The 19,436-nt window shown below is 54.5% G+C and carries 20 protein-coding genes; 11 read left to right on the top strand and 9 right to left on the bottom strand.

Features of this window, described 5'->3' with window-relative positions:
• Window positions 1–142: 142 nt before the first annotated feature.
• From ABWV33_RS09235 to ABWV33_RS09190, 10 genes are all read left to right on the top strand, one after another.
• Window positions 143–1,525 carry a trypsin-like peptidase domain-containing protein gene (locus tag ABWV33_RS09235; protein WP_353330260.1) on the top strand — a complete coding sequence of 461 codons (1,383 nt, stop codon included), beginning with the start codon at window positions 143–145 and terminating at the stop codon, window positions 1,523–1,525.
• 3 nt (window positions 1,526–1,528) lie between these two features.
• Window positions 1,529–2,836: a replication-associated recombination protein A gene (locus tag ABWV33_RS09230; RefSeq protein WP_353330258.1), complete on the top strand. Its 1,308-nt coding sequence runs from the start codon at window positions 1,529–1,531 to the stop codon at window positions 2,834–2,836.
• Window positions 2,837–2,972: 136 nt separating this feature from the next.
• Window positions 2,973–3,353 carry a fluoride efflux transporter CrcB gene (crcB, locus tag ABWV33_RS09225; protein WP_113821489.1) on the top strand — a complete coding sequence of 127 codons (381 nt, stop codon included), beginning with the start codon at window positions 2,973–2,975 and terminating at the stop codon, window positions 3,351–3,353.
• A complete protein-coding gene (locus ABWV33_RS09220; RefSeq protein WP_353330256.1) occupies window positions 3,350–4,393 on the top strand; it encodes an RluA family pseudouridine synthase in 1,044 nt (347 codons plus the stop codon). Before crcB ends, ABWV33_RS09220 begins: the two co-directional genes overlap by 4 nt.
• Complete coding sequence (locus ABWV33_RS09215) at window positions 4,390–5,061, top strand: HAD-IA family hydrolase (protein WP_353330254.1); 672 nt, start codon at window positions 4,390–4,392, stop codon at window positions 5,059–5,061. Before ABWV33_RS09220 ends, ABWV33_RS09215 begins: the two co-directional genes overlap by 4 nt.
• A gap of 3 nt (window positions 5,062–5,064) precedes the next feature.
• Window positions 5,065–5,772, top strand: a complete 708-nt coding sequence (locus ABWV33_RS09210) for an ATP12 family chaperone protein (RefSeq protein WP_353330252.1) — start codon at window positions 5,065–5,067, stop codon at window positions 5,770–5,772.
• 210 nt (window positions 5,773–5,982) lie between these two features.
• Window positions 5,983–6,999 carry an amino acid ABC transporter substrate-binding protein gene (locus tag ABWV33_RS09205; RefSeq protein ID WP_113821485.1) on the top strand — a complete coding sequence of 339 codons (1,017 nt, stop codon included), beginning with the start codon at window positions 5,983–5,985 and terminating at the stop codon, window positions 6,997–6,999.
• Between the two features lie 129 nt (window positions 7,000–7,128).
• Window positions 7,129–8,397, top strand: a complete 1,269-nt coding sequence (locus ABWV33_RS09200) for an amino acid ABC transporter permease (protein ID WP_113821484.1) — start codon at window positions 7,129–7,131, stop codon at window positions 8,395–8,397.
• 1 nt (window position 8,398) lies between these two features.
• Window positions 8,399–9,703: an amino acid ABC transporter permease gene (locus ABWV33_RS09195; protein WP_164618536.1), complete on the top strand. Its 1,305-nt coding sequence runs from the start codon at window positions 8,399–8,401 to the stop codon at window positions 9,701–9,703.
• Window positions 9,704–9,715: 12 nt separating this feature from the next.
• Window positions 9,716–10,507, top strand: coding sequence for an amino acid ABC transporter ATP-binding protein (locus ABWV33_RS09190; RefSeq protein ID WP_113821482.1), 792 nt, complete (start codon window positions 9,716–9,718; stop codon window positions 10,505–10,507).
• A 65-nt stretch (window positions 10,508–10,572) separates the two neighbouring features.
• Here ABWV33_RS09190 and ABWV33_RS09185 read toward each other — a convergent pair whose 3' ends face one another.
• From ABWV33_RS09185 to argB, 4 genes are read right to left on the bottom strand one after another with little or no spacing between them, the layout of a single operon-like run.
• A complete protein-coding gene (locus ABWV33_RS09185) occupies window positions 10,573–11,067 on the bottom strand; it encodes a SixA phosphatase family protein (protein ID WP_353330249.1) in 495 nt (164 codons plus the stop codon).
• Window positions 11,064–11,747, bottom strand: coding sequence for a ferredoxin (locus ABWV33_RS09180; protein ID WP_353330247.1), 684 nt, complete (start codon window positions 11,745–11,747; stop codon window positions 11,064–11,066). Before ABWV33_RS09180 ends, ABWV33_RS09185 begins: the two co-directional genes overlap by 4 nt.
• On the bottom strand, window positions 11,714–12,508 hold the full coding sequence (locus ABWV33_RS09175) for a sterol desaturase family protein (RefSeq protein WP_353330311.1): 795 nt from the start codon (window positions 12,506–12,508) through the stop codon (window positions 11,714–11,716). Before ABWV33_RS09175 ends, ABWV33_RS09180 begins: the two co-directional genes overlap by 34 nt.
• 57 nt (window positions 12,509–12,565) lie before the next feature.
• Window positions 12,566–13,429: an acetylglutamate kinase gene (argB, locus tag ABWV33_RS09170; protein ID WP_113821479.1), complete on the bottom strand. Its 864-nt coding sequence runs from the start codon at window positions 13,427–13,429 to the stop codon at window positions 12,566–12,568.
• A 116-nt stretch (window positions 13,430–13,545) separates the two neighbouring features.
• Here argB and ABWV33_RS09165 point away from each other — a divergent pair, with 116 nt between their 5' ends.
• A complete protein-coding gene (locus tag ABWV33_RS09165) occupies window positions 13,546–14,274 on the top strand; it encodes an SDR family NAD(P)-dependent oxidoreductase (protein WP_353330245.1) in 729 nt (242 codons plus the stop codon).
• A gap of 88 nt (window positions 14,275–14,362) precedes the next feature.
• On the opposite strand, the gene ABWV33_RS09160 is transcribed toward ABWV33_RS09165, so the two are convergent.
• From ABWV33_RS09160 to yidC, 5 genes are all read right to left on the bottom strand, one after another.
• Window positions 14,363–15,766: a PepSY-associated TM helix domain-containing protein gene (locus ABWV33_RS09160; protein WP_353330243.1), complete on the bottom strand. Its 1,404-nt coding sequence runs from the start codon at window positions 15,764–15,766 to the stop codon at window positions 14,363–14,365.
• 74 nt (window positions 15,767–15,840) lie between these two features.
• Window positions 15,841–16,206, bottom strand: coding sequence for a DUF2946 family protein (locus tag ABWV33_RS09155; RefSeq protein WP_353330241.1), 366 nt, complete (start codon window positions 16,204–16,206; stop codon window positions 15,841–15,843).
• Entirely contained in the window at window positions 16,203–16,847 is a 645-nt protein-coding gene (yihA, locus tag ABWV33_RS09150; protein WP_502930904.1) for a ribosome biogenesis GTP-binding protein YihA/YsxC, read from the bottom strand. Before yihA ends, ABWV33_RS09155 begins: the two co-directional genes overlap by 4 nt.
• Window positions 16,848–16,852: 5 nt before the next feature.
• Window positions 16,853–17,590, bottom strand: coding sequence for an MOSC domain-containing protein (locus ABWV33_RS09145; RefSeq protein ID WP_353330239.1), 738 nt, complete (start codon window positions 17,588–17,590; stop codon window positions 16,853–16,855).
• The gene (gene yidC, locus ABWV33_RS09140) at window positions 17,587–19,407 is read right to left on the bottom strand and encodes a membrane protein insertase YidC (RefSeq protein WP_353330237.1); all 1,821 of its coding nucleotides are present in this window, start codon (window positions 19,405–19,407) and stop codon (window positions 17,587–17,589) included. Before yidC ends, ABWV33_RS09145 begins: the two co-directional genes overlap by 4 nt.
• Between the last annotated feature and the right edge of the window lie 29 nt (window positions 19,408–19,436).

The raw sequence follows: 19,436 nt of genomic DNA, 5'->3' as shown, positions 1-19,436 counted from the left end.
CTGAGCATGGGCCCTTTTTGTTTGTAAAGTCTTCAGAATGTCTGCGGTGGTAAAGGGCTGAACGGGATTCCCCAATCGGATTGCTTGCAATCTGTGGGACCGCCCCGCATATCCGAGGGAACATGCAAATACCGGAGGCTCCATGTTTCGTGCAGTTCTGACAGCAGCAATGGTACTGAGTGCCTCTTTCGCCGGTGCGGAAACCCGTGTGCCGACATCACAGAGTGAAATTTCCTTGGGTTTCGCGCCTGTGGTCAAGAAATCGGCCCCTGCCGTGGTGAATATCTACGCAAAGATCATCACCGAAGGACGGCCGAATCCGCTGTTTTCGGATCCCTTCTTTCAGGACTTTTTTGGGGGTTCTTCGGCACCGCGTCCCCGTGTTCAGAATTCATTGGGTTCGGGGGTTATCCTGTCAGATGATGGGTTGGTGGTTTCCAACTATCACGTGGTCGGTATGGCATCAGAAATTCAGGTTGTGACGACGGATCGGCGCGAGTTTTCCGCCAAGGTCGTGCTAGGCGACGAAGAAAGCGATATCGCGATCCTTCAGATCGAAGAGGTTTCTGATCTCCCCTATTTGGCACTGCGCAACTCTGATCAGGTCGAAGTAGGGGAATTGGCTTTGGCGATCGGGAACCCGTTTGGAATTGGGCAAACTGTGTCTAGCGGTATTGTTTCAGGGCTCGCGCGATCCGGTGCAGCAACGGGGCAGGCGCGGGGCTATTTCATTCAAACTGACGCGGCGATTAATCCAGGGAATTCCGGGGGCGCGCTGATCGACGTGAACGGGGATCTGATTGGTATCAACACCTCGATCCTCAGTCGTTCAGGTGGATCAAACGGGATTGGTTTTGCTATTCCTGCGAATTTGGTGGCTGAATTCATGCGTCAGGCGCGCGAAGGGCGCCCCTTTTTCCAACGTCCTTGGGCGGGAATGGCCGGGCAGCCAATGACAGCAGATATCGCCGATTCACTCGGGTTTGCGATGCCTGAGGGGGTGGTGATTTCAGATCTTCACGGCGAAAGCCCTTTTTCGGTTGCTGGTTTCAAAGTGGGCGATGTGATCACCAAGGTGGACGGAAAGATTGTAAATTCTCCGTCTGAGATGGTTTTTCGTATGTCGGTGGCCGGAATTGGTGGTGAAGTTGTCGTTTCCCGTTTGCGTGGTCAAGAAGCAAGCGATGTTCGTGTGTCGATGCTGGCCCCCCCTGATGAACCTGCATCAGATCCGATAACTTTGGGGGATGACACTGTATTGCCTGGCTTGGGTTTGGCACGTATCAACCCGGCGGTGATTTCTCGGTTCGGGTTGCCGCTTTCGATAGAAGGGGTGATTGTAACCGAACCGGGCCGGTATGGTGCCCGTGCGGGGTTACAGTTCGGGGATGTGCTGTCTGTCATCAATGAAGAAGAAATGCACACAACGGCTGACATACGAACGGCCCTGACTGACCCGGGGCGGTGGGTGAAACTCGACTTGATGCGACGCGGACAATGGGTCTCGTTGCGGTTTCGGATGTAGGTGATGTCAGATCTATTCGATCTCGGAAAACAACAGGGCAACCGGCCTCTTGCTGCGGCTTTGCGGCCGGAATCGCTGGATGATGTTATTGGTCAGGATGCGATCACTGCCGAAGGTTCTACCCTGCGGCGCAGAATTGCTGCAGACCAGCTGGGCAGCATAGTTCTGTATGGTCCCCCAGGTATTGGAAAAACATCAATTGCGCGTGCCGTGGGCAATATGCTCAGCAAGGATTTTCGCCCGCTTCACGCGACACGCGCCGGAGTAAAGGAAATCCGCCAACTTGCGGACGAGGCGCGGATACGCCCGCTGCTCATCTTTGTAGATGAGGTTCATCGTTTTTCAGCCACACAGGCGGATGATCTTCTGGCGATCTGCGAAGAGGGTACGGCTGACTTCATCGGTGCTACAACCCAAAACCCCTATACGGCTTTGCCGAAAGCTTTGGTTTCACGGTCCACGATCCTTAAGCTTGAGCCGATTTCGATCAATGACATGGTGACTGTGGTTGATCGTGGGCTTGCTCATTTGGCAAGCACCGGAATTCAGGTCACTCTTTCATCAGACCATAAACACCTCATCGCGGGTCGCTCTGGGGGCGATGCCCGCCGTGCGCTGACAACACTCGAAGGGCTTTGCGTTGGCCATGCCTTGGATGAGCCTGTCGTTGTAACAGAGGACATGATCGAAGACGCTTATATGGCAGCGCCGGTTAACCATGATCGTTCTGGGGATCAGCACTACGACGTTATTTCCGCCTTTATTAAATCCATGCGCGGAGGGGCGGCAGACGCTGTCCTGTATTGGCTGGCTAGGCTTATTCATGGTGGGGAAGACCCACGTTTTATAGCGCGCCGCATCATGATTCAGGCATCTGAGGATGTGGGGCTTGCCGACAACACTGCGCTTCAGACCGCTGTTGCAGCGGCGCAGGCGGTGGAAATGATCGGATATCCAGAGGCTCGGATCATTCTGGCGCATGCGGCGCTGCATGTAGCACGCGCGCCTAAATCTGGGTCGGCCAATCACGGAATTTCGGCTGCTCTGTCCGCTGTGACGCAAGAGGCGCCATTGCCGGTCCCATTGCACCTGCGCGACGCGCATTACCAAGGGGCCGAGGCTTTGGGGCATGTGGGCTATCGCAGCCCGCACAAGGACCCAAAGGGTTGGATTGATCAAGATTACGCACCGGGTGTGCCCAAAGGGCGGTTTTATGTGAGCGAGGCGCGAGACGCCGCGACGTTTGAAAAACGCGCCGATGACTATTGGGAACGGGTCACGGGACGGCCTTCGCCCAAATTGTTCGACTAAGCGGCAAAGTCACCTTGCCACTCGATTAGCTGCGAATTTGGCTGCAATGAGGGGATCTGAGCAGATAGTTTGGTCAAACGCGGGGTGAAATGCTGCGAATCTTGACATTCCCTCCTATGCGCGCGACAGACCGCGCATGATCTCATCGGTTTTACATGTAGCGCTTGGCGGCGCCATCGGGGCGTCGCTCCGGTATCTGACAGGCATTGGCGTTTTACGCGCATTTGGCCATCAGGAGTTTCCTGTCGCCATTTTGACCGTGAACGTCATCGGGTCGTTCCTGATGGGCGTTTTTGTGATTGCAGCGGCACATCGCGGACTGACGCATCTCAGTCCCTTTGTGATGACTGGATTGATGGGTGGGTTTACGACTTTTTCGGCGTTTTCGCTGGAAGCGGTGAACCTATACGAACGCGGCGCCATGGGGCACGCGGCACTTTATGTGGGACTGTCCGTTGGGCTGTCTCTGGCGGCGCTGATGGCGGGGCTATTTCTTGCAAGGGGGCTCTGGGCATGAGCGGCGTACAAATGATTACTGTGGGTGATGACGATGGCGATCAGCGGTTGGACCGCTGGCTGCGCCGGATGTTCCCACATCTAAGCCAAGGGCGCGTCGAAAAGATGTGTCGCAAAGGCGAGTTGCGGGTTGAAGGCGGTCGGGTCAAAGCCTCGACCCGATTGGAGATCGGTCAAGTGGTGCGGGTTCCCCCACTGCCGGATACTGATCACAAGCCTACCCCTTTGAGAGATCGTGTATCCGATGCGGATGCCAAGATGATCCAAGACTGCGTGATCTACCGGGATGATCAAGTGATCGCCATCAACAAGCCTTGGGGCTTGGCGGTTCAGGGCGGCAGTGGCCAGACCCGCCATGTGGATGGCTTGGCCGAAGCGCTTCGTTTTGGCAACGAGGACAAACCACGCCTTGTCCACCGGTTGGACAAAGATACATCAGGTGTCTTGGTCATGGCACGCACCCGCGAAGCGGCCAAGTCCTTGACGGCGGCGTTCCGTCACCGCGATACGCGCAAGATCTATTGGGCGTTGGTTGCAGGTGTGCCGACCCCCTACCTGGGCGAAATTAAGACAGGTTTGGTAAAGGCTGGCGGTCATGGCAAGCAGGGCGAGGGTGAAAAGATGATCGCCATTGATCCGCGGGATATTGATGGAACATACGGCGCCAAACGTGCGCACACGGTCTATGCTACTTTGTACCGTGTTGCCGGACGGGCGTCGTGGGTTGCAATGGAACCGATCACTGGGCGGACGCACCAGTTGCGGGCTCATATGTCCGGTATGGGGCACCCGATCATTGGCGATGGTAAATACGGTGGCTCTGGGCAAGAAAACCTAGGCGATGGCTGGGGCGCACAACTTGGCGGCGTCATAAGCAAAAAACTGCATTTGCACGCGCGTAGCCTGTCTTTTGAGCATCCAACAACTCGCAAATCCATCACAATCACGGCTCCTTTGCCGGAGCATATGGCAGAAACGTGGGATACCTTTGGATGGACCGAAGATTTGGCAGCAGACGATCCATTTGAATCGCTACAATGAGCAAACCGCTGCGCCTGATCATTTTTGACGTAGATGGGACGCTGGTCGATAGTCAGGCCAGTATCGTTGGCTCGATGACTGCTGCTTTCGAAGCGCTTTCGCTGCCTGTACCGAGCCGTGGGGCGATCTTGTCTATTGTGGGCTTGTCGCTGCCGCAGGCGATGGCGCGTCTGGTGCCTGATCAATCCGATCAAACGCAGACCCAGTTGGTGCAGGGGTACAAAGATTCCTATCGGGATCAGCGCCTTGCATTGGGCGCGGCCCATTCTCCGCTTTATCCCGGAGCTCGTGAAATTTTGGACAGGCTGCAGGGTGTTCCTGAGTTTTTGCTGGGCATAGCCACCGGAAAATCCTTGCGAGGATTGGACGGTTTGATCGAGGCACACGGATTAGAACGGTATTTCGTGACCAAGCAAGTCGCCGATTTCCACCCCTCTAAACCGCACCCATCCATGATTGAAACTGCGCTAAGGGAAACAGGGCTCACGGCGTCAGACGCGGTGATGATTGGGGACACCAGTTTTGACATGGAGATGGCAGCCAATGCCGGAGTGACGGGTATTGGCGTTAGCTGGGGCTACCACGATACGTCTGCGTTGCAGCATGCCGCACAGATCATTGATACATTTGACGCGCTGCCCGAGATGTTGGCGCAAATCTGGAAATAAGAAATGAGTGAATGGAAACCCAAGCGGTTCTGGAAAAACAGCCTGGTTGTCGAAGCGGGCAACGGGTTCACAGTTGAACTCGACGGCCGCCGTGTAAAAACGCCCGCCAAAGCTGAACTGATTGTTCCTACTCAAGATATGGCCGAGGCCATTGCTGTTGAGTGGGATGCACAGGACGGACAGGTCGACCCTGGCACGATGCCAATGACACGATCGGCCAATGCGGCAATTGATAAAGTGCGTCACCAACACGCAGAGGTGGCCGAAATGCTGGCCGCTTATGGTGATTCGGATTTGTTGTGCTATCGGGCGGATTCCCCGCGAGAATTGGTTCAAAGACAAGCTGAACAGTGGGACCCGGCTCTGGATTGGGCTGCTGAAACACTGAATGCGCGGCTTGTTTCACAATCAGGTGTGATCCATCGCCCCCAAAATTCCGAAGTTATCGAAACGCTCACCAAAGCAGTTCACGCATTGGATTCTTTTCAGCTCGCGGCTTTTCATGACCTTGTCAGTTTGTCAGGATCGCTGGTTTTGGGCTTTGCAGCTGCAAAAGATTGGCGCAAACCGGACCAAATCTGGCAGATTTCGCGGCTGGACGAGCTTTGGCAAGAAGAATTGTGGGGCGTCGATGAAGAAGCTCAAAAAATGAGCGACGTGAAACGTCAGGCCTTTTTGCATGCAAAACGGTTCTTCGATTTCTCTGGATGAGACCCTAAACTATCATTCTTGTTTAAGTTTCCCTAGGGGAAGTTAAGGAGCGATTTCATCGAAAGAGGTGATGCAACCCTTGACGTTTGTTGATGATTGCGCCCACACTCGGGCGCACTGAAGGGGAGTGAACTTTTCGGTACCAATTCCGGCATTACTCAAGCCGGCAAAACCGCCCCACAACGAGGCGGACATCAGGAAGAGGTAAATATGAATAAATCCGTAGTTTTCGGCGCGCTCACCGTCGCTGGCTTGGCAGCAAGCGCTGCTGCAGCTGGCACGATGGATGATGTAAAAGCACGTGGCACATTGAACTGTGGCGTTACAACTGGTCTGGTAGGGTTTGCTGCACCTGACGCGAATGGCGAATGGAACGGTTTTGACGTTTCGGTTTGCCGCGCTGTCGCAGCCGCAGTTTTGGGAGACGCTTCTGCTGTAACTTTCGTACCAACCACCGGTAAAACACGCTTTACGGCTTTGGCATCAGGTGAAATCGATCTGCTTGCACGTAACACCACATGGACGTTCTCGCGCGATGTTGACCTCAAGTTCACTTTTGTTGGCGTGAACTACTATGATGGTCAGGGCTTCATGGTTCCAAAAGAACTGGGCGTGTCTTCAGCCAAAGATCTGGATGGCGCAACTGTTTGTATTCAGACCGGTACAACCACCGAACTGAACCTCGCGGATTTCTTCCGCACCAACAACATCAGCTATGAGCCGGTTCCAATCGAAACAAACGCTGAAGCGCAGCAACAGTACCTTGCTGGTGCGTGTGACGTTTACACCACTGATGCATCCGGTCTGGCTGCAACACGTGCGTCGTTCGAAGATCCTGCAGGTCACGCCCTGTTGCCCGAAATCATTTCCAAAGAGCCTCTGGGCCCGCTTGTTCGCCACGGCGACAACGAATGGGGTGATGTCGTACGCTGGACTCTGAACGCTGTAATCACAGCAGAAGAGCTGGGTGTGACTTCGGCAAACGTTGCTGAAATCGCATCGTCGACAGACAACCCAGAAATCAAGCGTCTGCTTGGTTCCGAAGGCACTTTGGGTGAAATGTTGGGTCTGGACGCAGAGTGGGCCAAGCGCGCCATCATGGCGGGCGGCAACTATGGAGAAATCTTTGCCAAGAACATCGGCGAAGAAACACCAATCGGTCTGGCACGTGGTCTGAACGCACAGTGGACCGAAGGCGGCCTGCTGTATTCGCCCCCATTCCGCTAAACATCATGTGAAAAGGGCGCAGGGAAACCTGCGCCCTTTTTGCCTTTTCAAAAACGTGCCTGATTTCAGTGAGCGAAGAAAAACTTCGCCGAAAGACAAATCAGGGTCTCACGGGGATATACATAGGTCATGACGACTCTCACTGACCCGCCAAAGGAGCAGTTCCGGCTGTCGATGCTCCTTTATGATACGCGGTATCGATCAGCTACGATCCAAGTCATCGCAATGCTCTGTTTCATGTTGTTGGCCGCTTGGCTCATCAACAACACAGCTCAAAACCTGGCCGCGCTGGGTAAACCCATTGATTTCGGGTTCTTTAGCGAGCCTGCCAGCTATGACATCAACCAGCGACTGCTGGAATATACATCTCGGGATACCCACCTGCGCGCTGCCTTGATGGGACTATTGAACACGCTCGTGGTTGCTGTTCTGGGCTGTATTACGGCGACGATCATTGGTGTGTTCGTCGGGGTTCTTCGACTGTCGTCGAACTGGTTGGTTGCACGGATTATGACCGTTTACGTGGAAATGTTCCGTAACGTACCAGTGTTGCTTTGGATCGTTCTGGCGATGGCCATCATGATCGAAAGTCTTCCGGCTCCACGCGCTTTCCGTGGCGAGGATCCAACTGCGACAATGAAATTGTTTGATAGTGTCGCCATCACGAACCGTGGCGTCTATGTTCCGGAATTCCTGTTTTCGCGCAGCTTGGGTAACATTCACCTTTTTGGTGACTCCAGTCTCCGGTTTGACATCTCTTTGGATCTTATGGCTGTCCTTGTTGTGCTTGCACTCAGCATTTTTGCGATGCGCAAAGTCGCAGCCAAAGCTGCCGCAACACAAGAAGCAACCGGTGATCGTCCTAAGATCTGGTATATCCAACTGGGTTTGCTGTTTGTGCCGATGGCCATTCTGCTTACTGTTTTGGGCTGCCATTTTGGCTATCCAGAACTGAAAGGGTTCAATTTCAAAGGCGGGACGTACATGCGTAACTCGCTGATTGCCCTTTGGCTTGCTCTGTCTCTCTACACAGCAGCGTTTATCGCGGAAATCGTACGGGCAGGCATCTTGGCGATCTCAAAGGGGCAGACTGAGGCTGCTTCGGCCCTGGGAATTCGCCCCGGTAAGACGATGCGCTTGGTGATCCTGCCGCAAGCGCTACGTGTGATCATCCCCCCAATGATTTCCAACTATCTGAACCTGACCAAGAACTCGTCATTGGCGATCGCGGTTGGTTATATGGATATTACGGGCACGATGGGTGGTATCACGATGAACCAGACCGGCCGCGAGCTGGAATGTGTTCTTTTGCTGATGCTCGCCTATCTGATCATTTCGCTGAGCATTTCAGCCGTGATGAACTGGTACAATAACAGCGTCAAATTGGTGGAGCGGTAATATGAGTGATGTTTCATTTGTCCGCACAGAAATGTTGCCGGAAAAGGCACCGCCTGCATCCGAAGTTGGTGTAATTGGCTGGGCCAGACACAACCTGTTTTCAGGCTGGTTCAACTCTGCGCTGACCATCGTGTCGATTGCAGCGATCTACTATGTGTTGTCGGGCGTTTTCCCATGGGTTTTCCAATCTGTTTGGAATGCCGATTCACTGGGTGAATGCCGTGAAATCATGAAGGCAACATGGGGATCAACGCATGGCCACGCCTGTTGGGGCGTTATCAATGATCGCTGGGAGCAGTTGCTGTTCGGTTTCTATCCGAGCGAATTGTACTGGCGTCCTATTGTGTCTTTGATCCTGTTGCTTGCAGCGCTTAGCCCGATCCTGTTCGCGGATCGTGTGTCGCCAAAGATGCTGATTTTGACAGCTGCCTATCCCTTCTTGATGGTGTTTCTGATGTGGGGTGGCACTATCTGGGGCCCGCTCAGCGCAGCCTTTGGTTTTGTCATTGCGTATCTGATCATCAAATACGCAACTGAAGCTGTTGGCGAATTGTTCGCTATGATTGCTGGCGTTGCGGTGGCGGTGATCTGGTGGTTGCTATTGTCTGGCCCAATTGTCGAGGCGCTGTCTTCGGCCATGCCCATCGGGATCGAAGCCGTCGCCAGCCGTAAGTTCGGTGGTTTCATGCTTGCGATCTTGCTGGGTGTTGTTGCGATTGGTGTGTCACTGCCCATCGGTATTGTCCTCGCCTTGGGGCGGCAGTCAGATCTGTTGATTGTCAAAGCATTGTGTGTGGGCTTCATCGAGTTCATTCGTGGCGTACCACTGATCACTCTGCTGTTTGTGGCGTCGTTGCTGTTGAACATCTTCCTGCCGCCAGGCACGAACTTTGACATCATTCTGCGCGTCATGATCATGATGACCCTCTTTTCGGCCGCCTATATGGCCGAGGTGATCCGGGGTGGCCTCGCGGCTTTGCCACGCGGTCAGTACGAGGGCGCAGACAGTCTGGGATTGGATTATTGGCAAGCACAGCGGTTGATCATCATGCCGCAAGCTCTGAAAATCTCGATTCCCGGGATCGTGAGTACATTCATTGGGATCTTTAAAGATACGACGCTGGTGTCGATTATCGGGTTGTTTGACGTGATTGGATTGGCAAGTGCCATCCGTGCCGATACCGCCTGGAACGGCATCTATTGGGAATTGTTCGCCTTCATCGCGTTCCTTTTCTTCATCGTCTGTTTCTCTATGTCCCGATATTCCATGTATCTGGAGCGCAAGCTTCAGACTGGCCACCATTAAGGAGTTCAACCTATGTCTGAACTTGCTACTAACCGCGAAATCGACCGTTCTAAGATGCAGGTCTCGGATGAGGTCGCGATTGAAATCTCGAACATGAACAAGTGGTACGGGTCGTTCCACGTGTTGCGGGATATCAACCTCACCGTCAACCAAGGCGAACGGATCGTTATCGCCGGACCTTCGGGTTCGGGGAAATCGACCCTGATCCGGTGTCTGAATGCTTTGGAAGAGCACCAACAGGGCAAGATCATTGTGGATGGGACTGAGCTGTCAAATGACCTCAAGAACATCGACAAGATCCGGTCCGAGGTTGGTATGGTGTTTCAGCACTTCAATCTGTTTCCGCACCTGACGATCCTTGAAAACTGTACGTTGGCTCCGATTTGGGTACGCAAAACGCCCCGGAAAGAAGCCGAAGAACGTGCGATGCATTTCTTGGAAAAGGTCAAAATCCCTGAGCAGGCCAACAAGTATCCGGGCATGTTGTCAGGTGGTCAGCAGCAGCGTGTGGCGATTGCCAGATCGTTGTGCATGATGCCGCGGATCATGTTGTTCGATGAACCAACATCGGCGCTGGACCCTGAGATGATCAAAGAGGTGCTCGACACCATGATCGAGCTGGCCGAAGAAGGCATGACCATGCTTTGCGTAACGCACGAGATGGGTTTTGCCCGTCAGGTCGCGAACCGCGTGATCTTTATGGATGCGGGCCAGATCGTGGAACAGAACGAACCAGAAGAATTCTTTAACAACCCACAGTCTGATCGGACCAAGCTGTTCCTCAGTCAGATTCTCGGGCACTAAGGCATTCTAACGGGGCTGTGCCCCGGGTATCTTATCGCAAAGGCCGGGCTTGTTCCCGGCCTTTGTCATTCCAGCAATTCACGCGGCAGGACAAAATTCAGTACCCGCCCGCTGTGCCATTGCAATGAGCCCCAATCAGAAATGTCAAATTCGATCACAGCTGTCGCGCAGGTGGGATAGTCCCCATATCGTGGGTGGGCAGGCGACGTTCGCACGAGTCGTCTGGCGAAATCAGCTATTCCTGGGTTGTGCCCCAGCATCAGGACAACATTACCGCTGGCATCGCACAGAACGTCCATCATCTGTTGTGACGAGGCATGATAAAGCGCGTCAGCATAGGCGGCATCGGCCTCTAAATTCATCAATTCCCACGTTTCCCGTGTGCGTTGGGATGATGAACTGAGGACCTGATCCGGGATATGATCTTGGGCCTTTAGCCACGCACCGATTGCCTGAGCCGAGGCTTTCCCACGTGTGTTCAGCGGACGTGAATGATCTGGTAAAGACGCATCGCCCCAACTGGATTTCGCATGGCGGGTCAGGATCAAAGTGCGCGTCATGACGGATGAAAGGCTTTCATGTGGTGGGCGGTCTGGGCAGGGTCGCGGTTAAACGCAACACTGACGGGGCATGCTAAACGCGCAGCACACCCATTGGTCATGCAGGGGTGGCCGTCGTCTGTATCAAGGTATGCGTGGCATGTATCGAGTTTATAAAACGTTTCCGCGTTGAGCGCGCCAACCGGACAGGCGGTCGTACAGGGCGCAGGGCATCCGTCACAGGGGGAGCTGACCGTTGTGACAGGGATGTCGAACTCCTGGGGGAAATGCAGCGCACCTCGGTAGGAAATCATCATGCCGACGGTGTCGTGGACCATGGCACCGACAGGACTGAGAAAGGCGCGCCCGGACTTTAGCGCCCAATCGATGAACGGTGTGTAGGGTGGGCCGCCAAATGGGAAATGAACCGTTGCGCCAAATCTGTTTGCTAGACTTGAAACAATCCGGTCGGACCAGCGATCAACCGGATTTGCGGTTCGGTCCTGCCATTCCGGGGATTTCTGTAGTGTGGGCCAGAATTCCTGTCCAGCCCCCAACAAAATCAACGTCCCACCATTCAGTTCTTTGGCTTCGCTTACTCGCGGGTGCTGCGCCCCCATGATGATTAAGCCAGCATCACCTGCGGCGGTTTCAATGGCATCATACGTCACTTGCGGCGAAACGGGAGTAAGAGGCTCCATCCCAATTGAGCAGGGCGTGTGTCCTGCCATTTCAGACCAACTGTCATTTCGTCGTGCCCTTCACTTGGGTATGCCGTATAGGTTCCCATCACTCGATCCCAGATTGACAGAGCAAACCCATAGTTACTGTCATGCTCTTGCCTATGCACCGAGTGGTGGACGCGATGCATGTCGGGCGTTACCAGAATCCTACGCACCACAGCATCCACCGCAAGAGGAAGTCGAAGATTTGCGTGATTGAACAGAGCTGTCCCATTTAGCAGGATCTCGAACAGAACTACGGCTAAGGCACTGGGTCCCAATAGATAGACTAGACCGATTTTAAGCAGCATGGATAGTGCAATTTCAATCGGGTGGAACCGGATTGCAGTCGTCACATCCATATCCCGATCCGCATGATGGACGCGATGCAGACGCCAGAGGATCGGCACCTTATGGGTAATCAGATGTTGGGCCCAGATCGCGAAATCCAGAATCAGAACACAGATCAGCACTTCGACCCAGTTGGGCCAATTGATATGATTGAACAAACCCCAACCATTGGCCTGCGCATCCATTGCGGCGCCAACAGCGAGGAGGGGCAGGGTAAAGGCAAGGCTCCGCAGGACCACTGTGTTGAGGACCGATATCGACAGATTGGTTATCCATCGCTTCTGACGGCCAACCGCTCGTGGACGGCGCGGATGCATTGCCTCGGCGATTGCGAAGAGTGCAAAGAGGCCGAGGAAAATGGCCAAACGGATGAACGGTTCATGTTCCATGCATTCAGGCTTGCGCATGTGAAGCCAGCGCGCAAGCCAGAATACGACACAAATCCGTTAGTCAGGTCGGATCAGTGACCCTGCACCATGTTCGGTGAACAGTTCTAACAAGCAGGCATTGGGGGCTCGGCCATCCAGAATGACAACAGCACGAACACCGCCATTGATAGCATCAAGGGCGGTTTCGGTTTTTGGGATCATGCCACCGGCGATAGTGCCTTCAGCTGTCATTTCGCGGATCTTGCCGGTCTTGAGCTCGGTCACGACTTCACCATCCGCATTCTTAACCCCAGAGACATCGGTCAGCAGCAGCAGGCGATCGGCCTTGAGAGCCGCGGCAATGGCTCCGGCAGCCGTGTCGCCGTTTACATTGAATGTCTCACCGTTGCGGCCTGCACCCAAGGGGGCGATTACAGGGATCACGTCATTGGCAAAGAGGTCATGCAGCAACTTTGGGTTCATATCGACAGGGGTTCCAACAAAGCCCAGCGATGCGTCGGTCTGGTCGCAGGTCATCAGGTGCGCATCTTTACCAGACAGGCCAACGGCGGTCCCACCTTGCGCATTGATGGCTTGCACGATCCGCTTGTTCACAACACCCGATAGAACCATTTCAACGACTTCGACGGTGGCGGCATCGGTCACGCGCTTGCCGTTCACAAATTCGGATTGAATATCCAATTTTTTGAGCATCGCGTTGATCATCGGACCCCCGCCATGCACGATGACGGGGTTCAACCCAACCTGCTGCATCAGCACGATATCTCGGGCAAAGCTTTCCATTGCTTCGTCACTGCCCATGGCGTGACCGCCTAGCTTGATGACAACAATGGCTCCATCGTAACGCTGCAAATATGGCAAAGCGCTTGAGAGTGTGGCGGCGGTCGCTATCCAGTCGCGGTTCATGTTTTGCTTCTTCATGGTCATGTCCCTTTGCGCAACCGTGTTAGGGCCTTTGCGCCGATATGCCAAGACTCGCATTGCGGGCCGCGACACTGGTGCTAGGGTCGCGTCGAAATCATTGGATCGGATCGGCTATGCGACAAAAGACAATGTTACTTACTGGGGCAAGTCGCGGAATCGGCCATGCCACCGTCCGGCGTTTTGATGCAGAAGGGTGGCGCGTGATCACGTGCTCGCGCAATCCATTGCCCGATGGGTGCCCGTGGAGCAGTGGCAACGACAACCATGTTCAGCTTGATCTGGGTGATCCGGCCGATACGATCAACGCAGTTGGCCTTATTCAGGAAATGGTTGGCGGCAAGTTGGACGCATTGGTCAACAATGCGGGTGTCTCTCCCAAAGGGCCTGACGGAGAACGTTTGAACACTTTGGAGACTGACCTGATGACATGGGGGCAGGTCTTTCACGTAAATTTCTTTGCCTCGGTCGTGCTGGCGCGCGGGTTGAAAGACGAACTTGCTGCTGCAAAGGGCGCAGTGGTCAACGTGACGTCGATTGCGGGGTCTCGGGTACATCCATTTGCTGGCGCAGCTTATGCGACCTCCAAGGCGGCCCTAGCGGCGCTGACACGGGAAATGGCACATGACTTTGGCCCTTTGGGGGTACGGGTCAATGCGATTGCCCCAGGCGAGGTGGAAACCGCAATTCTTAGCCCCGGTACGGACAAGATTGTGGAGAAGCTACCCCTGCAACGACTCGGCCAACCTGAGGAAGTCGCTGCCGCGATCTATTTCCTGTGCTCAGAGGGGAGTTCATACATCTCCGGTGCAGAAATCGAAGTGAACGGCGCTCAGCACGTCTGAGCGGACCGAATTTGGTGCGCGGCATGTCATTGGGACGCAATCGTGCCACGCACCCGAGGTCCCGCCCGCCGACGGGACCTCGATCCGTTTAGCTGAACGCGCGTTTCATCGCTGGGATGTTCGACAGGATCAGCAGATCAAAGGCGAGCGCGGACAACAGCGTTAGTCCGACAAGCGGAAACGCCATCGAGGTGAACAGGCCAATCATGACCGCGCCTTTCCAGAACGGTAGCTCAGCAGGGAGTGGCGGAGCCGCCAAACGTCCTGCTTGTGCTGGACGGCGTTTCAGCCACATCACAACACCTGACACACAGACAAAGATTACCGACAGGCAGAACACAGTGTTCAAAATGAAATTCCACAAACCCATCAGACCCATGTGCAAGGGGATGCCCAAGGCCATCGCCTTACCCATGACGGAATAATCGGCATAGCGCACATCCGCGAGGATATTGCCGGTGAATTGATCCACATGGACCGTGCGATCATTGACGGGGTCGGTGGAGTCGCTGCTCATGCTATCCCGGTTCAACGTCCAGACACCTGTATCACTACTTGGGTAGGCCACACGGAAACGACCATTCATTCCAAGGGCTGATCCAAGAACCACCATCGAATTAATGTCAGCCTTGGTTCCTTTTGGAATGCCCGTGATGCCTGCATCCGATCCCGAAGCGGGCATTGGTGTTTGCTCTAACGCCCATGGCACATCGTTTTGGCTGCCGTGGTTCATACTGGCGTGAATGTCATCTGACAGCGGAACATTGTCCCACTTTTCTGCCGGAAAGCTGCTCCAGGGTTGAACGATCATACCGCCCCAGACACCAGCCCAAGACAGACCTGAAACCAGGAACAAGACCAGCAAACCCGACATCCAGAACCCGACAACCGCATGTAAGGATTTCCAGAGCGCTCGCCCCCGTGCCCTAAGGTTTGGAACAAAGGCCGACACCCCATTGCCACGCGGCCACCACATATAGAGGCCAGTAAACACCAGAACCAGTGAGAGCCCCGCCGCGATTTCTAACAACCGGTCACCAGTATTCCCAATCAACAGGGTTGAGTGAATGTTATCGGCCAAGTCATACCAACCGGCACGACGATCCCAAGTTAGCAGAACGTCTCCGGCATAGGGATCGACTGCGACCATGCGCTGCCCGGTTTCGGTTTTGATACGGAATACGGTCGCTAAATCGGCGGCCTTGGGTCCGATCCATTCGACAACTGTGCCGGGGACTTCGTTCAGGGCAACATTTGCTTGGGCCGATACGGCCAAGGGTTCCCCCTGAATGGCGACGGCGATTTTTTCACCGTCTCTCCCATCAACCTGCGTGAGAAACATCATCATCAGGCCTGTTACGGCGAGTATGATCAGAAACGGAATTACGAATAACCCCGCATAAAAGTGCCACCGCCAGGCAGCGAAATAGAATTTTTGCGCGAAATCGCTTTGGCTCGCATCTGCGGCCACGTGTTGGCTGTCCATCGCCATTGGGAATTCTCCATATCGGAACGGGGCCTCGCATCTGTGTACGGGCCATCTTGCTTTGTTTGTGTTCGCGAAAGTTAGGAGAGGACGGGCGGCCCACGTGCATCATAGCGCCAGTGCATGCCAGCGCTACGGTGCGTGAAGTCTTCATGGTTCCAACGGGCGTTCAACGGCGCTGCCACTGTCAGAATCACCAAGTCTGGTTGGTCGAAGGTCGTGTCCGGAGTGGTTGCAAATGGGCAGTGCATCCGGGAGTCTGTTTCATCATGAGGCGGGTGATCTTGGTCCAGATCGACCCAACGTTCAGCTGGGCCGTCTCCGGTACAAATCACCAACAGAACCTTACCGTCAGCGCCTGCAGTAGGCATCCAGCCCTGCGGGATCGCGCTGGACAAAGCCAGCGTGACGATCGTGAGCAGGGCAAGAAGTCGGGTCAAAATCATTCGAGGGTCGTGATGATCGAACGCAGTGTTGGAATACCTTCGCCTTTTTCAGACGAGGTCAGCACAATTTCGGGATAAGCCGCTGGATGTTTCGCCAATGCAGCCTGAACCTGCTTCAGAACGGCGTCTTTGTCTTTGATCTTAACCTTGTCGATCTTGGTCATGACGCATTGGAAGGTCACAGCAGCACTGTCCAACAGCGACATGATTTCATCATCCACAGGTTTCACCCCGTGGCGCGCATCAATCAGAACAAATGCCCGGCGGAGTGTTTGACGACCGCTCAGGTATTGCTTGAGCAGGCGTTGCCACTTTTCAACCACGGCCAGCGGGGCGTTGGCATAGCCATAGCCCGGAAGGTCGACCAAATAGTGATCGGGGCCTTGGGTGAAATAGTTGATCTCTTGCGTGCGACCGGGGGTGTTTGACGCGCGGGCCAACCCTTTGGTGCCGGTCAGCGCGTTGATCAAGCTGGACTTTCCAACGTTGGACCGCCCAGCAAAACAGACCTCCATCCGGTCGGCTGGTGGTAGGCCGGACATTGCCACGACGCCTTTTACAAACTCAGATTGGCCTGCAAACAGCTTGCGACCGCGTTCCTGAGTGATCTGATCCGGCTCTTCGGCCACTGTAAATGTCATACCGGTCATAGCGGTGTTACCTCGTCTCCGATCCGGATGTCTCCACCCTGAATCACCTCGGCGCGGACCGAGAAATCTTTGTGACCCCAAGTTTGTAGTGCTGCGAGGGTATCCGCATCCCGCACGCCTGTCTCGGGGTTTGTTGTTGTTGCGGCGCAGCGATCCGTGCGTTCACGCACGCGCAAAATAACATCGCCGATTTGCACGTCGCGGCCCATCCAGTCAAATTCAACCCATTCGGGTAGGCCTTCGAACCATAGGTTGGCCCGCCAGCGCGAAATCGACAGATCCTGGCCCATCTGAGCCTCGACTGCACGATGGGATGCCGCGTTGCAGAGCGTGACAGAGGGGAAATCGCTGTCCGTCATGCCACGTCCAGGCACGCGAAGGATGCGTGCAGAAGCGGCTCGGTTTTCCGGCATCAAAGGCTTGACCCAATCCAGAAACAGCTGCGTTTGTGTGTCTGGGGCAAATGTCAAATCAGGGCGCTTGGGGTGCATCAGGGTGACCTGATCTCCATTCAGCTGTGCCGTCATCGCCATCAATTCAGGCGCTTTGGCTACCCTGCTGAAATTGGCACAAGAGACCCACTCTGAGCCGTCTGCTTTTGACGCCTCATGGGCGACGGCCCAAACACGATCCCCGGGCATGGTTTGCCCGGGGATAAGTGTGACACTGGATAGCTGTTCGCGTCCGTGACTTTTGATGGGGTGTCGCCAGAGACTGGTTACTGCGCCCCTCATTTTTCGTCTGCCTTGGACTTACGCCTGAAGCCGGATTTGATGTTGCCGAAGATATCCGGTTTGTAGCCTTGGCTTCGCATAATCAAATACTGCTGGGTGAACGTGATGGTGTTGTTCGCGATCCAGTATACGACCAAACCACTGGCAAAGCTGCCGAGCATGAACATGAAGACCCAAGGCATCCAAGCAAAAATCATCTGCTGAGTCGGATCCGTGGGGGCCGGGTTCAGCTTTTGTTGCAGATACATGGAAATACCGAGCAACAGCGGCAGGATGCCGATAAAGATCGTTGCCATCAGCGTGCCCGCTTCTGGACCGCCCCATGGCATCAAGCCAAAGAAGTTCATGATCGAGGTCGGGTCAGGCGCGCTGAGATCCTGGAATGGACCAAAGAATGGGGCCTGGCGCAACTCGATCGTGACAAAGATCACTTTGTAGAGTGAGAAGAAAATCGGGATCTGCAATAGGATTGGCAAACAACCCGCGGCTGGATTCACCTTTTCCTTTTTGTAGAGCTCCATCATGCCTTGCTGCATTTTCTGGCGATCATCCCCAGCGGCGGCTTTCAAAGCCTCCATCTGAGGCTGCAGTTCTTTCATCTTCGCCATGGAGACGTAGGATTTGTACGCCAGCGGGAAGAGCGCTGCCTTGATGATCAGTGTCAAACCAATGATCGACCAGCCCATGTTGCCAATGAGTTGGTTAATATTGTGGAGCAGCCAAAAAATTGGTTTGGTCAGGAAGAAGAACCAGCCCCAATCGATGCTGTTAAGAAAGTCGATAACACCGTTTTTCTCGTAATTCCGGATGGTTTCCCATTCCTTGGCACCAGCAAACAACTGGGTCGAAACCTCGGCGGTTGCGCCGGGTGCAACGGTCATTGTGGGCAGAACGGTTTCAGTCTGATAAATCTTGCGGCGATTGTCGTATTTCGCGGCTGCTTTGAACGACTGGCCTGCTTCTGGGATCAACGTTGTCATCCAGAAGTGGTCTGTAAAGCCAATCCAGCCATCTTTCTGAACCTGATAGACTTCAGCCTGTGCGCCTTCGTTTGGATTCACTTCGAAATCGCGAACGTCATCGTAGTCTGTTTCTGTCAGTGTGCCATCGGTGACGTTGACGACGCCTTCGTGCAAAATGAAGAAATTCTTCAGGTCAGGCAGGTCGGCATCTTCGCCAATGCCATGACGGGCCAGAATCCCATAAGGTGCCATGCTGGCCGTGGTGTCTGATCCGTTTTCTACCGATTGTGTAACTGAGAACATATAGTTTTCATCGACAGCGAGTGTGCGACGGAAAATCATGTTCTTGGAGTTTGTCCAAGACAGGGTGATCGGTGTGTCCACGCTCAACTCGGTACCCTCTTCAAGGGTCCATTCGGTGTTGGCTCCGGGAACATCCTCAAGCGCCAGACCAGCGCCAGGGGCCCACCCGTACAAAGCATAGTACGCAGATGGAGTACCCACGGGAGAGAGAACTTTTACGATCTCAGCGTCGTCATCCAGAGAAACACGGTAGTCTTTGAGGGACAGGTCATCGATACGACCACCTTTGAGAGAGACGCTACCGGTCAGACGGGCAGTTTCAATCGCAACACGCGGCGATTCGTCATCAGCTGACGCTTCGGCTTGGGTCGCTGCGGCGGCTTGCGCGTCCGGAGTTGAAGGCGCGAGAGCAATATTGTTCTCGACGGCGCTAATGCTTGCTTCTTCTGTCGGCGCCGTAGCTTCGGGCGGCGGAAACAGCACGAACCATACAAGGATCACGACAAAGCTGAGCGCGGTTGCAAGGATGAGATTCTTGTTCTGATCGTCCATCGGGGACAGCCACCTTGTGCATTGAAAGA

It is taken from the genome of Phaeobacter sp. NW0010-22 (genome assembly GCF_040365955.1).
Taxonomy (GTDB): Bacteria; Pseudomonadota; Alphaproteobacteria; order Rhodobacterales; family Rhodobacteraceae; genus OMPR01.
Note: the sequence above shows the minus strand (reverse complement) of the source record. Positions and strands in the feature narration are given on the sequence as shown.